This is a genomic window from Staphylococcus pseudoxylosus, from assembly GCF_044794325.1.
In the GTDB taxonomy this organism is placed as follows: Bacteria; Bacillota; Bacilli; order Staphylococcales; family Staphylococcaceae; genus Staphylococcus; species Staphylococcus pseudoxylosus.
Genome location: NZ_CP085024.1, coordinates 821,578 through 834,568 on the forward strand (window position 1 = coordinate 821,578; position 12,991 = coordinate 834,568).

At 31.9% G+C, this 12,991-nt stretch carries 14 protein-coding genes; 8 read left to right on the forward strand and 6 right to left on the reverse strand.

Annotated elements, in window-relative coordinates; all coding sequences use genetic code 11:
* Positions 1 to 147 precede the first annotated feature (147 nt).
* The 3 genes from LG295_RS03670 to LG295_RS03680 are packed head-to-tail and all read left to right on the forward strand — an operon-like array spanning position 148 to position 2,355.
* Entirely contained in the window at positions 148 to 381 is a 234-nt protein-coding gene (locus tag LG295_RS03670; RefSeq protein WP_017722865.1) for a hypothetical protein, read from the forward strand.
* Between the two features lie 27 nt (positions 382 to 408).
* Positions 409 to 1,185 (forward strand): N-acetylglucosaminidase, encoded by a 777-nt coding sequence (locus LG295_RS03675; protein WP_107557710.1) that lies wholly within the window; start codon positions 409 to 411, stop codon positions 1,183 to 1,185.
* Between the two features lie 45 nt (positions 1,186 to 1,230).
* The gene (locus LG295_RS03680; protein WP_107557709.1) at positions 1,231 to 2,355 is read left to right on the forward strand and encodes an FAD-dependent monooxygenase; all 1,125 of its coding nucleotides are present in this window, start codon (positions 1,231 to 1,233) and stop codon (positions 2,353 to 2,355) included.
* Positions 2,356 to 2,461: 106 nt separating this feature from the next.
* On the opposite strand, the gene LG295_RS03685 is transcribed toward LG295_RS03680, so the two are convergent.
* The 5 genes from LG295_RS03685 to LG295_RS03705 form a co-directional block, all read right to left on the reverse strand.
* Complete coding sequence (locus tag LG295_RS03685; protein ID WP_107557708.1) at positions 2,462 to 3,418, reverse strand: 2-hydroxyacid dehydrogenase family protein; 957 nt, start codon at positions 3,416 to 3,418, stop codon at positions 2,462 to 2,464.
* A 107-nt stretch (positions 3,419 to 3,525) separates the two neighbouring features.
* Positions 3,526 to 3,840, reverse strand: a complete 315-nt coding sequence (locus LG295_RS03690; protein WP_107531126.1) for a multidrug efflux SMR transporter — start codon at positions 3,838 to 3,840, stop codon at positions 3,526 to 3,528.
* Positions 3,840 to 4,160 carry a multidrug efflux SMR transporter gene (locus LG295_RS03695; protein ID WP_107531125.1) on the reverse strand — a complete coding sequence of 107 codons (321 nt, stop codon included), beginning with the start codon at positions 4,158 to 4,160 and terminating at the stop codon, positions 3,840 to 3,842. The genes LG295_RS03690 and LG295_RS03695 overlap by 1 nt, the downstream gene beginning before the upstream one ends.
* Before the next feature lie 488 nt (positions 4,161 to 4,648).
* The gene (locus LG295_RS03700; protein WP_107531124.1) at positions 4,649 to 5,110 is read right to left on the reverse strand and encodes a CHAP domain-containing protein; all 462 of its coding nucleotides are present in this window, start codon (positions 5,108 to 5,110) and stop codon (positions 4,649 to 4,651) included.
* 323 nt (positions 5,111 to 5,433) lie between these two features.
* Positions 5,434 to 5,811 (reverse strand): DUF4870 domain-containing protein, encoded by a 378-nt coding sequence (locus LG295_RS03705; protein WP_107557707.1) that lies wholly within the window; start codon positions 5,809 to 5,811, stop codon positions 5,434 to 5,436.
* A 270-nt stretch (positions 5,812 to 6,081) separates the two neighbouring features.
* Between LG295_RS03705 and LG295_RS03710 the strand changes: the two genes are divergently transcribed.
* Entirely contained in the window at positions 6,082 to 7,152 is a 1,071-nt protein-coding gene (locus LG295_RS03710; protein ID WP_107557706.1) for an NAD/NADP octopine/nopaline dehydrogenase family protein, read from the forward strand.
* 28 nt (positions 7,153 to 7,180) lie between these two features.
* Complete coding sequence (gene nhaC, locus LG295_RS03715) at positions 7,181 to 8,578, forward strand: Na+/H+ antiporter NhaC (RefSeq protein WP_107557705.1); 1,398 nt, start codon at positions 7,181 to 7,183, stop codon at positions 8,576 to 8,578.
* 817 nt (positions 8,579 to 9,395) lie between these two features.
* On the opposite strand, the gene LG295_RS03720 is transcribed toward nhaC, so the two are convergent.
* Positions 9,396 to 10,139: a CHAP domain-containing protein gene (locus LG295_RS03720; RefSeq protein WP_107531120.1), complete on the reverse strand. Its 744-nt coding sequence runs from the start codon at positions 10,137 to 10,139 to the stop codon at positions 9,396 to 9,398.
* A gap of 480 nt (positions 10,140 to 10,619) precedes the next feature.
* Between LG295_RS03720 and LG295_RS03725 the strand changes: the two genes are divergently transcribed.
* The 3 genes from LG295_RS03725 to LG295_RS03735 all read left to right on the forward strand — a co-directional run bounded on the left by LG295_RS03725 (position 10,620) and on the right by LG295_RS03735 (position 12,911).
* Positions 10,620 to 11,672 (forward strand): LLM class flavin-dependent oxidoreductase, encoded by a 1,053-nt coding sequence (locus LG295_RS03725; protein ID WP_107558357.1) that lies wholly within the window; start codon positions 10,620 to 10,622, stop codon positions 11,670 to 11,672.
* A 14-nt stretch (positions 11,673 to 11,686) separates the two neighbouring features.
* Entirely contained in the window at positions 11,687 to 12,046 is a 360-nt protein-coding gene (locus tag LG295_RS03730) for a DoxX family protein (RefSeq protein WP_029378475.1), read from the forward strand.
* Between the two features lie 517 nt (positions 12,047 to 12,563).
* Positions 12,564 to 12,911 (forward strand): transcriptional regulator, SarA/Rot family, encoded by a 348-nt coding sequence (locus tag LG295_RS03735; RefSeq protein WP_107558358.1) that lies wholly within the window; start codon positions 12,564 to 12,566, stop codon positions 12,909 to 12,911.
* Positions 12,912 to 12,991: the final 80 nt, after the last annotated feature.

Genomic DNA, 12,991 nt, shown 5'->3' on the forward strand with positions numbered 1-12,991 from the left:
GGAATTTGAATTGCTTTTGATCGCCTTACTGTTATTGTTTTTTAAATGACATATTGAAAGCTGATTAAATGTGATACAATTTCTATTATTAGTGTTTTATTTAACTTATTATTTAAGGCAAGGAGTGGAAGACGTATTAATCCGAAGATGATAAAAATCTCAGCTATAATGTCTAATATATTTCTAGTTATTGGAATTGTATTTTTATTAACTTTTAATATTTTAATGGCGATGACGATGTTTGTATTATCTCTAGTCATTAGCTTAACTATATTTAACACGTTATTTAGAGATAGAAAAGGTATGAGAATAGTAATTAATGTTTCCTTTATAATTGTTTTAATTGCTATTGTATTTGCTTATGTTACATTAACAAAATAAATGTAGGATAAGGGGTTATTTCACACAATGAATGAAAATCTAAAGCGTAAATTACCGTTGATTTTGGTGGGACTAATTGTATTAATATTTATCGTTTTATTGATTATTAATGAAACAGATTTATTTGATAATCGTAAGACGCACACTTTTGATGAAGCGGTTGATAAGCAAGTTGAAGCAGGCACATTAAATATGACTGAAAAAGATGGTCAATTTGTTGTGGCCTCAAAAAATGATGTAAAGCAAGCAATGGATGTTAATAATGATAAAGATAATTTGAACCATATGGATATTTCTGAAAAAGTGCCAATGTCTGAAAAGGAATTAAACAATATTTTAAAAGATAAGGGCATTTTAAAAAATAAAGGTAAGGCATTTTTAAAAGCACAAGATGAATATGAAGTGAACGTACTATATTTAGTGAGTCATGCGCTTGTAGAAACGGGTAATGGCCAGTCAGATTTAGCTAAAGGTATTGAAGATGATGGAAAACACTACTATAACTTTTATGGCATTGGCGCATTTGATGAAGATGCTGTTCATACGGGTAGTAGTTTTGCAAAGAAACAGCAGTGGACCTCACCTGAAAAGGCGATTATGGGTGGTGCTAAATTTGTAAGAAATAATTATTTTGAAAATAAGCAACTTTCGTTATATCAAATGCGTTGGAATCCAGAATCCCCAGGAGAACATCAATATGCCAGTGATATTGAATGGGATGAAAACATCGCAACGTTTATGCAACGTTACTATGATGATTTAGGTATAAAAAAAGATCATGTAAAAAAAGATTACTATTTATAAACAATAACAATAGAGAAGACTAGGGAAATATGGAGTGGTTTGAAAATGAAAATAGCTATAGTTGGAGCAGGCATTGGTGGTTTAACCGCAGCAGCTTTATTAAAGGAACAAGGACATGAAATAAAGGTGTTTGAGAAAAACAGTGAAATAGCTGAAATTGGAGCTGGTATAGGTATCGGCGGTAATGTCATCGATAAATTAGGCAAACATGATTTAGCTAAAGGTATTAAAAATATTGGGCAAATTATAGATGTAATGGAAGTTTTGGACGACAAAGGAAACGTGTTAAGTAAAGCAAAACTTAAAAAGAATACTGTGAATTTAACTATGACAAGACAAGGATTATTAGATGTTATTAAATCGTATGTACCAGACTCTATCATATTTACAAATCACAAAGTAACACACGTGGATAGTGGTGCTTTGAAAGTTGAATTGCATTTCTCAGAACAACAATCAGAAGCATTTGATTTATGTATTGGTGCAGATGGTTTACATTCTCATGTTCGTAATACGGTAGTGCCTAATAGTAAAACATTGTATCAAGGCTATACGGTATTTAGAGGCTTAGTAGAGGATGTAAATATTAAACCGGACAACGTTGCTAAAGAATATTGGTCATCTAAAGGAAGAGTGGGCATTGTTCCGCTATTAAATAATAAAGCCTATTGGTTTATTTCAATTAATGCTAAAGCGCAAGACGCTACGTTGAAATCTTATGGTAAGCCTCACTTACAAGCTAGATTTAATCATTTTCCCAATGAAGTTAGGCAGATTTTAGACAAACAAAGTGAAACGGAAATCTTATTACACGATATGTATGATTTACAACCATTAAAAGCATTCGTATATCAACGTGTGATACTCTTAGGTGATGCAGCGCATGCAACTACTCCAAACATGGGACAAGGTGCAGGACAAGCGATGGAAGATGCCATTGTACTTGCAAATTGTTTGCAGGCCTATCCCTTTGAAGAAGCAATTCAAAGATATGATAAGTTACGCGTTAAACATACAAAGAAAGTAATCAAAAAGTCTAGAAAAATAGGTAAAGTAGCACAACTAAGTAATAGAATATTGATTGCTTTAAGAAATAAAATCGCTAAATTAACACCAAATCAATTGATATCTAGAGAAACAAAATTCTTATACAAATCAAAAAGTAAATAAAATATTGAAATAAATAATAAGAACCTAGAAATACGTTTAAATTGTAAAACGTGTTTCTAGGTTCTTTATTTGTTGTTAATAATTAATAGTATAAAGATATGAAACTTTAATTAACTACGTATTTAGGTTCATTATTAGTCAATTTACTAACTGTATCATTTGCAACAATCTTAGACATCATATCTCGAGATTCAAATGTTGCATTACCTATGTGCGGTGTGAGCACAACATTGTCCAATTTTTTAAGTTCATCATTGATCTCTGGTTCGAATTCAAAAACGTCTAATGCTGCGCCTTCAATTTCTTTATCTTTTAAAGCTTGTACTAAGGCTTGTTCATGGACGATAGGGCCTCTTGATGCATTGATAAGGTAACTTGTTGGTTTCATCATTTCGAATTGCTCACTATCAATCTGATGATGCATATCTGGATTATATGCAGCATTTATTGTTACGAAATCTGCATTTTTTAATAATGTTTCTAAATCTACATATTTGGCACCAATTTCACGTTCTCTATCAACTTTTTGATTAGGGCCTGTATAAAGTACATTCATATCAAATGCTTTGGCACGTCTTGCCACTGCACTGCCTATTTCTCCAAGACCAATTATACCAATCGTTTTACCGGAAACTTCTCTACCACGGAAAAATAATGGCGCCCATCCATCAAAACCAGTTGTACGGCATAGTTTATCACCTTCTACAATACGTCTTGCAGCTGAGAGTACAAGGCCAAATGTTAATTCGGCGGTTGAGTTAGTTGATGCTTTAGGTGTATTGGTTACATCTATATTGAGTTGACGTGCATAATCTCCATCTATATTATTAAAACCTGCACCGTAATTTGCAATTATTTTTAAATTACTTGCTGCATCAATCACATCTTTATCTACATTTGTTGAAAGTAGACTAATTAATGCATCGGCATCTTTTACACCTTCTTTTAGTGTTTCTTTATCAATAATGCCTTTGCCTTCATACATATCAACTTCAAAGCCTTGATCTTTTAATAAATTGAGTCCTACCTCTGGAATTGGACCTGCTATATAAACTTTTACCATGTATAATCACTTCCTTTATATCAAAGTATAGTAAATTTCATTGAGTCAAACAAATAAAAGTAATGATTATATAGAAAAATATGAAAACGTTTTACATTTTTTAAAATTTAGTTTATTAATTTTAATCCAACAATGGATAAGATAATTAGACCGATAAAGAAAATGCGCTTTATACTTTTAGATTCATTATAGATGAGCATACCAACTAAAGTGCCGCCTCCAGTACCAATACCACTCCAAATGGCGTAAGCAGTTCCCATTGGTATATCATTCATTGCTACTTTAAGTGTGCTAAAACTACAGATAAAAGCGACAGCTAAGAGTACGACTAGCCATTTCTTTTTAGTTCGTGCAATTTCATTTAAAATAACGACGCCGATGACTTCTAATAGTCCTGCGATAAATAATATAAACCAAGCCATCAGCTTTCAGCCTCCTCTGTTGATAATTTTAATCCAATAATACCAATAACTAACAAAATGATTAAGCCGATTTTTAAAAAGTTAAACGGGTCACCCAAAAAGATCATATCTACTGCTACAGTTCCAACTGCGCCAATACCAACAAAGACAGCATAAACTGTCCCAACAGGAAGGTATTTACAAGCGGAAATAACTAAGAAGAAACTAATTATAATCACGATGATTGTACCAGTCCAACTAAGTAAAGAATCAGCAGCATTTAGTCCTGTTACCCATAATATTTCAATTAGTCCGGCTAAGATAACTTTAAACCACTGCATAAATTGTGCCTCCTTTTTTCACTAAACCATTCTATTTTCTCAAATAATATATAAGAATTCAATGTTATCAATTGTACAAAAGTTATAGTAATTTGTGATTAATTATAATATGAAATGAAAATTAGCAGAAATAAGTGGGAGGGGGAAAAATTAAATTTGGATATTAATGTAGGGGTAATATGGATGATGAGGTTGGAAAAGTTTAATAAGCTTAGAATTAAAGTTAGTGTGTAGAACACTGATGATTTTCATAAAAGGAACACCTGAGCTTGAGGCTCATGTGTAAGAGTCACTAGCTCAATAAAAGGAACACTTGAGCTTAAGGCTCATGTGTAAGAACTACTAATTTTCATAAATGAAAAAGTAGTTCTTTAAAAAAAGCCCGAAACATATGTTTATGTTCCGGACTCAATAGGTATTTTCTATAAATAAGTTGAATTAAAATTAATTATAGTAAATAACCATATTTATTAATTTGTATCTATAGATTAGTTTACGTGAATATAGTTATAAGAGCTTGCTTCACCAGCTGAAATTGTACGTTCACTTACTGAATAAGGTCCACCATTATAGTTCATTTCTGACACTGTAACAGAGCCGTCACTACCAACACTTTCAACGTAAGCCACGTGACCCATTGGGCCTGAACCTGATTGTAAGATTGAACCAGCTTCTGGATTGTTATCTACTGTATAACCTGCAGAAGAAGCAGCAGAAGCCCAGTTATTAGCATTTCCCCAAGTAGAACCAATGCCTCCACCTACTTTGTCAAATACATACCAAGTACATTGTCCTGCTGTATATAAGTTAGCGCTTGAATGATTTGATTGTGTAGTTTCATTTGTTTGTTGTGTTTGCTCAGCTGCATCAGCTTCACTTCCGTGGTCTAATCCTACGATTGCTGCGCCAATACCTGCTGTTAATGTTGTTGCTGTAACTAATTTTTTCATAATTAATAAATCCTCCCAAAGATTTTAAAAAGTTTATATTTTAGCTTAAATGCTTATCTTTAAATTTTATTTTTCGCTTTGCTTTCAACGACAAGTAATACTCTAACAGATGAATCAAGCTTTGTGTGGAATGTTACGCTTTTGTAAAACAATTAAAAAAACCTCACATATCGTTGTAATAAACGAGATGTAAGGTTACAAAATCGTATCGAGCCGTAATATTTCACAAACGGTGATATTATAAGGTTTTTGTTATTAATTTAAAGTACACTCTGACTTTATTGTTACATTCATTGTAAAAAGTCACAAAATTGTGATTCAAATTATTTGAAGAATCTAATGGATAAAGGTGGTAAATAATCTTCACCATTATATGCTTTTACAGCTGCTACAATTGTGAAAATGAAATTTAAAAGTACAAGTATAGGAAGAATGATAATTCCTATAATAATAAATATAGCGATTGTAGCCACTGTTACCCAAATTAAGTAAGAAAGTAAAAAGTTCAAATAATTCTTGCCGGCTCTATCTACAAACGGCGATTCATCCCGTTTGATTAACCAAATAATTAATGGTGCAATTAAAGATGTAAAGAAACTTAATACATAAATAAGGGTTGCCATTAATCTAGCATCTGCATCTGCATCTGGCTCTTGATCCCCATATATGTTTGAATACTGTTCTTCAAACTGTGTTGTCATAAGTAACAAACCTCCTTTACTTTAATATAATCATATCAAATCTAAGTGGACTTTAGTATGTAATTAAAATAATTCAAAAACTTTTAAAATATACCTATTTTGATATAACATTAGTTGTTAAAATATAGCAATGTCACTATAGGTACTTACTTATGTTATAGCCATAAACTTAAGTTGTAAACCAGTGTTTATTTAATTTCTTATTAGGCTATAGTTCAAAGTGATGATTTAATATCGTACATAATAATAAATTTGGAAAGAAGGTTGATTATGAAAATTGCTATCGTAGGCTCAGGGAATGGAGCGGTAACAGCAGCGTTAGATATGATTAATAAAGGACATGAAGTGAAGTTATATTGTCGAAATCAATCTATTAATAAATTTGATAAAGCATTGGAACAAGGTGGATTTACTTTTAATAATGAAGGTGAAGAAAGCTTTATAGCATTTACAGACATTAGTGATGACATGGAATATGTAATTAGTGATGCAGAAGTCATTCAAGTCATTATACCATCATCATTTATTGAACATTATGCACATACTATGGCTCTTTTTGTGAAAAAAGACCAATTGATTTTCTTCAATATTGCAGCAGCTATGGGTTCAATAAGGTTTATGAATGTTTTAGAGGATATGCACATTGATGTCATGCCTCATTTCGCGGAAGTCAATACACTGACATACGGTACTCGAGTGAATTTTGAAGAAGCTCGTGTAGATCTATCATTGAATGTAAGAAAAGTGCATTTTTCAACTTATGATAAAGATTATTTAAGTGATTGTTTCGATAAAATTGAAAAACTATATCCATATATTGTAAAAGAAGAAAGTTTATGGAAAACTAATTTAGAAAATGGTAACCCTGAAGTTCATCCTGGTCCAACATTATTAAACGTAGGTCGCATAGATTATTCAGATGAATTCGCGTTATATGAAGAGGGCATTACGAAACATACAGTTAGGTTGCTACATGCGGTTGAATTAGAACGTCTTACATTAGGTCGTAAATTAGGGTTTGAGTTATCTTCGGCAAAGGAAGCACGTATTGAACGAGGTTATTTAGAAAGACAGGATGAAGATGAACCATTAAATAGATTGTTTAATACAAGTCCAGTATTTTCACAAATTAAGGGACCAAATCATGTCAAAAATCGTTATTTAACAGAAGATATTGCCTATGGCCTCGTATTGTGGTCTACTCTTGGACGTGAGATTGACGTTCCAACACCGAATATTGATGCAATCATAGTAATTGCTTCAACTATTTTAGAGCGTGATTTCTTTGAAGAAGGACTGACGATAGACGAATTAGGGAAAGATAAGTTAGGACTTGATTAATTAAAGTAATTGATGAGGGGGATTGTGTATGAAAAGACAACCAACATTTTTAGAGTCAATCTCAACCATATTAGTAATGATTGTAATCGTAATTACTGGTTTTGTTGTTTTTGAAATTCCGATACAAGCATTGTTGATTCTATCTTCTGCTTATGCAGCTTTGATAGCAAGACGAGTAGGTTTAAAATGGCAAGATTTAGAGGAAGGTATAACGTATCGTTTGGCAACAGCGATGCCAGCAATTTTCATTATTTTATCAGTAGGTATTATCGTTGGAACATGGATGTTTTCAGGAACAGTTCCTGCATTAATTTACTATGGCTTAGAATTTTTAAATCCTAATTTATTTTTAGTATCAGCGTTTATTATTTGTGCTATTACTTCTGTAGCAACTGGTACAGCATGGGGGTCAGCATCTACAGCAGGTATTGCATTAATGGCTATTGCTACACAATTACATATTCCAGCAGGTATGGCTGCAGGCGCAATTATTGCAGGAGCAGTATTTGGAGATAAAATGTCCCCGTTGTCTGATACAACTAATTTAGCTGCATTAGTTACAAAAGTGAATATATTTTCACATATTCGAGCAATGATATGGACGACGGTTCCTGCTTCGATTATCGGACTTATAGTTTGGTATATTGCTGGAAGACAATTTGGTGGTAATACGAATACATCAAATGTTAATGCGTTACTTAATGAACTATCCCAAATTTATAATATTAATATTTTCGTTTGGTTGCCATTAATCATTATTATCATATGTTTATTGATAAAAATATCAACAGTACCAGCAATGCTTATTTCAAGTTTAAGTGCCATTATTGTTGGTGTATTCAATAATGGGTTTAACGTGGTTGATGGATTCAAAGCAACATTTAACGGATTCAATAAAGGGATGGTGTCATCAAGTAATGGAGAATTAACTGATAGAGCGATTGGCCTAATTGAACAGGGCGGTATGATGAGCATGACTGAAATTGTCGTCACCATTTTTTGTGGTTATGCTTTTGCTGGTATTGTTGAAAAATCTGGTTGCTTAGATGTCATACTTAATAAAATTTCTAAAAACATCAATTCTGTCGGTCAGTTAATACTAGCTACAGTAGTTGCTGGTATTATGATGGTACTTGCAGCAGGCGTAGCTTCTGTCGTAATTATTATGGTAGGTGTATTATTGATGGAAATGTATAATAAAATGGGACTAGATCGAACTAACTTATCTAGAACACTTGAAGATTCTGGTACTATGGTCATACCATTAATTCCATGGGGGACGTCAGGCATTTATTACACACAACAGTTAGGTGTGACTGTAGATCAATTCTTCATATGGACAGTTCCATGCTATTTATGTATCGTATTTGCACTATTTTATGGTTTTAGCGGTATCGGTATTAAAAAAGTAAAAACTACAGAATGAAGCGTTTTACAAAATATTCTAAAACAAGATGGTTAGAATATTTAATATTGAATTGCAGCGTGTTAGAGAGGCTGGAGCAATTAAATTGTCCCAGCCTTAAATATTATAAAAGCATGGGCATCAAGCTCAGGTGATTTTTTAGCAATTGCGACCTTAGTGATTATTGCTGAGTTAGAACAACGAATTTTTTAAATTAAATTGTATTTCTGTCTCGCTTCCTTATACTTTCGCTTTCTTTACTAATTAGAGTGCTACTTCACTATATTAATAAGACAGCATTTTTAGCTATTATGCTTATATAAATTTCAGATTAGACGTTTAAAAAAATATAAATAGGATATATATAACTATGAATGAGGTGGATCTTTGTTATATATAGTAATAATTGTAGCGATATTACTATTAGACATTGAAACTCATCAATATTTCAATATAGATAAAAATTGTTAAATATACTTCCGTTATCTATTGTGCAATCGGTTTTGTTTTGTATATTGTAGCGATATTACATGACAAAATCGATTGATTAATGTAGCGAATGATTTTAGTTGTTATGGAAAATACAATATGACATTTAAGTGTATCACTTAAGTAATAACTTTCTATCACGGTAGCATAGATTAAATCATGCTTTTACTTAATAGGTAAGTTTGAATGAGGAAGTCATAAATATAGATACAGTAAGATATTGGTTAAAATAATCTCTAAGTGGATATTATTATCAATAATCAGTATGTGTCGTTACTATCTTAATTGTTAACATAATAAAAAAAGACCAAATGCTATTATTAGCATTTGGTCTTTTTTGTATCACTAATTAGTGAATGTAATTGTAACCTGAAGCTTCGCTTGCAGAGATAGTACGTGAAGTTACAACACCAGCACCTTGGCCGTAGTTCATTTCAGAAACGTTGATTGAACCGTCGCTGTTAACATTTTCAACGTATGCAACATGTCCCATAGCACCAGTTGAAGATTGTAAGATTGAACCTTGTGAAGGGTTGTTGTTTACTGTGTAACCTGAAGCTGCTGCTGCGCTAGCCCAGTTGTTAGCATTACCCCAAGTAGAACCGATTTTACCGCCAACTTTATCGTATACATAGTATGTACATTGTCCAGCAGTGTATAGGTTGTTTGAAGAACCTGAAGTACTTGAAATTGAGTTTGAAGAACTTGATGGTGCACTAGTTGTACTAACTTTAACATTGCTGCTTGAAGTTGAGTGTGAAGCTGCGCCACTTCCACCAGTACCTTGGTTGTTTGCTGTATATGATTGAGTTGAGTTCGTGTTGCTTGTAGCATATGAACTATTGTTATTGTAGTTATTGTAGCTATAACCACTGTTTGAGTGACCTTGGTCTGCTTGACTTGGGTTCCAGTTACCTTGCCAAGTGTAGTTGTAATTACCTTGTTGATCTATTGTATAAGAATAGCTATATGAAGTAGGGTCATTTGGATTATACCCACCATTATTATTTTCTGCTGCGTCTGCTTCGTGTTGAGCTAAACCAAAAGTAGCGATTCCTGCAGTAGCGATTGTAGCTGTAGCGATTTTTTTCATTGTTAAATATCCTCCTAAGAATTGTAAATAAATATATCCCAGTCTCTAAACGACAATTTTTATAATTTTTTAATTCGCTGTTTTAACGACAAGCAATACTTTATCAGAAAAACTTACGTTTGTGTGGGTTGTTATCATTTTGTAATTTAGTTCTAATAATATATCGGTTTATGTAATAAAAGAAATATAAGATTTGCGCGTTTAAAAGGCGTTGTTATAGTATTTTTGTTTTTGTTGGTGTAACATTGCACTACGCTTTATTACAACGATGTAAAATAACAGAAAATTTGAAACTCTAAAAAACAAGGGTATTTGATATTTAAAATATAAATAATTATTCTTACAAAATGTAGTGAATTTTCTTATTTAAATTAGGCAAATTAATATTTTATTTACTATTCGAGCAACGATATTGACACCTTATAATGAAGATATTAATATAGTAGTATAAAAATTATACTTATTTAGTGAGGTGAATAAATGAAAATTGAATTGGGTTTGACATCTTTTGCTGATAATAGTGATATATATATGGAAGATGGTTATCAACCTGCTATAAGTAATGCACAGAGAATTCGTAATATAATAGAAGAAATTGAAATAGCAGATCAATATGGACTTGATATTTATGGTCTAGGGGAACACCATAGACCTGATTATGCCGTATCAGATCCAGTCACTGTGTTAGCAGCTGCTGCAAGGAATACTGAGCATATTAAACTTAGTAGCGCAGTAACTGTGCTTTCTTCTGACGATCCTGTACGTGTATACGAAAGATTTTCTACATTAGATGCAGTTTCGAATGGGCGTGCAGAAATTATGGTAGGTAGAGGGTCGTTTATTGAATCATTTCCACTATTTGGTTATGATTTGAAAAATTATGAGGAACTTTTCAATGAAAAGATTGAGTTATTAATGCAAATTAATAAGAAAGAAGTTGTAAATTGGGAAGGCCATATGAGACCATCAATTCATAATTTAGGTGTTTATCCAAGAACAGAAAGAGGTTCACTACCAATTACTATTGCAACTGGAGGTACACCTGAATCTTCTTTAAAAGCAGGAGCGTTAGGATTACCGATAACTTATGCTATAATAGGTGGCGATCCAAAAAGGTTTAGAAGAAATATAGATATGTATAAATCTATTGCTAAATCTTATGGGCATAATGTAAATGAACTACCAATAGCTACACATTCTTGGGGATACATTGCTGAAACTGATGAACAGGCAAAGCGAGAGTTCTTTCCTTCCGTTAAGGCAAATCATGATATATTGGCAAAAGAACGTGGATGGCCAATGTATGATGAGAATAGTTTTGAGCGAGAAGCCGGACCCAATGGCGCACTATATGTAGGTAGCCCTGAAACGGTTGCTCAAAAAATAATTGAAACGATTGAAGCTTTAGGTATTACTCGCTTTATGTTGCATACCCCTGTTGGATCAATGCCACATGAAAATACGATTAACACAATTAAATTGTTGGCAGAGCGGGTAAAACCTATTGTAGATAAATATTTTGAAAACAAATAAAAGGAGATTTTGTAATGATATTACGTTATTTAACAAATTTAAAATTAGCTAAAGAATTATATGGTGCAGCAAAACCTAAACTTAAAGGTGACCAATCAATGAAAGATACATTTGTAGAGGTATTTAATTTACCTTCAAATGCAGTACCTTTAGCTGGTGCAGTAGAAGCATTAAGTGCAGTATTCTTCGTATTAAGTTTTGCTAGTAAAAGACTTTCTCGTGTTGCTTCACTATTAACAATTTCAGTTTTAGGTGTAGCTGCGTACAAACATTTTGAAGCTGGTCATGGTAAAGCAGGAGCTAAACACGCTTTAGATTTATCAGGTTTAGCAGCGTTAAGCTTCCTTGATACAATTGATTGTAAAAAAAAGTAAGTCATTCATTTAAATAGATTAATAAATCAAGCGTGTCACTTTGAAAGTGCCACTGTATAAATGATAAGCGCCGGAACATTTAAGTATGTTTCGGTTTTTATTATTTTAAAGAACAGTATTGGGTTCATAAACTGTTTTATTATATTTATAAGTTATTTTTGATGACACGCTAGTATAAGAAATGAATTTTGAAGTTGGATGCCTAAATATTCGTTTATTGTTATATTGATAATAATTTGGAAAAGTTAAGAGGAAATGTTGGTTTGCATTTTACAAAATCATCATTTGTTAAATGCAATGGATGAACATATTCTTTTTTTAGTAATAAAAAGAATGAATATCCAACTAAAATTTGAATTTGAAAAGTAAATACTAAAAAAATAGTAGTATTTTTTAATATTTCTTATACTTGGAGATATTGAATTAACGGAATGTAATAGTATAGAATTATTATATTAATATTGTTAGAAATCGCTTTGACATATTAACATCATGAAGAAACAAAAGGAGTGGTTTTATGATTGAACAAAATTTTAAAACACTGAATGAACTAATTACAACTTATCAAAAGGGAAAACATTTTTTCAAAACAACTAAAAAGCAACATAAGCTTAACTATGAAGAGATATTTATTTTAAACTATATCTTTAATTGTAAGGAAAATGAGATTACAGCAAAAGAAATAGCAAAGTATTCAGAGCTACAACCTTATTATTTAACGAAAGCTTTACAAAAATTGATTAAAATGGGGTATTTGAGTAAAAAGAGAAGTGAAATAGATGAACGAACAGTAGTCGTTCGTGTGAATGAAGTACAACGTGATAAAATTAATGAGATAATTAAAATGTTACAACAAACATTGTGATGAATGATGAAGGTAGTGATAAAATAGAATTGTACATGAGTAAAAATAAAAAGAATATTCTGAATAATGTAAAAATATAA

Coding starts and splice junctions, on each gene's coding strand:
- LG295_RS03670 (WP_017722865.1), top strand. CDS start 148: ATGATAAAAATCTCAGCTATAATGTCTAATATATTTCTAGTTATTGGA.
- LG295_RS03675 (WP_107557710.1), top strand. CDS start 409: ATGAATGAAAATCTAAAGCGTAAATTACCGTTGATTTTGGTGGGACTA.
- LG295_RS03680 (WP_107557709.1), top strand. CDS start 1,231: ATGAAAATAGCTATAGTTGGAGCAGGCATTGGTGGTTTAACCGCAGCA.
- LG295_RS03685 (WP_107557708.1), bottom strand. CDS start 3,418: ATGGTAAAAGTTTATATAGCAGGTCCAATTCCAGAGGTAGGACTCAAT.
- LG295_RS03690 (WP_107531126.1), bottom strand. CDS start 3,840: ATGGCTTGGTTTATATTATTTATCGCAGGACTATTAGAAGTCATCGGC.
- LG295_RS03695 (WP_107531125.1), bottom strand. CDS start 4,160: ATGCAGTGGTTTAAAGTTATCTTAGCCGGACTAATTGAAATATTATGG.
- LG295_RS03700 (WP_107531124.1), bottom strand. CDS start 5,110: ATGAAAAAATTAGTTACAGCAACAACATTAACAGCAGGTATTGGCGCA.
- LG295_RS03705 (WP_107557707.1), bottom strand. CDS start 5,811: ATGACAACACAGTTTGAAGAACAGTATTCAAACATATATGGGGATCAA.
- LG295_RS03710 (WP_107557706.1), top strand. CDS start 6,082: ATGAAAATTGCTATCGTAGGCTCAGGGAATGGAGCGGTAACAGCAGCG.
- nhaC (WP_107557705.1), top strand. CDS start 7,181: ATGAAAAGACAACCAACATTTTTAGAGTCAATCTCAACCATATTAGTA.
- LG295_RS03720 (WP_107531120.1), bottom strand. CDS start 10,139: ATGAAAAAAATCGCTACAGCTACAATCGCTACTGCAGGAATCGCTACT.
- LG295_RS03725 (WP_107558357.1), top strand. CDS start 10,620: ATGAAAATTGAATTGGGTTTGACATCTTTTGCTGATAATAGTGATATA.
- LG295_RS03730 (WP_029378475.1), top strand. CDS start 11,687: ATGATATTACGTTATTTAACAAATTTAAAATTAGCTAAAGAATTATAT.
- LG295_RS03735 (WP_107558358.1), top strand. CDS start 12,564: ATGATTGAACAAAATTTTAAAACACTGAATGAACTAATTACAACTTAT.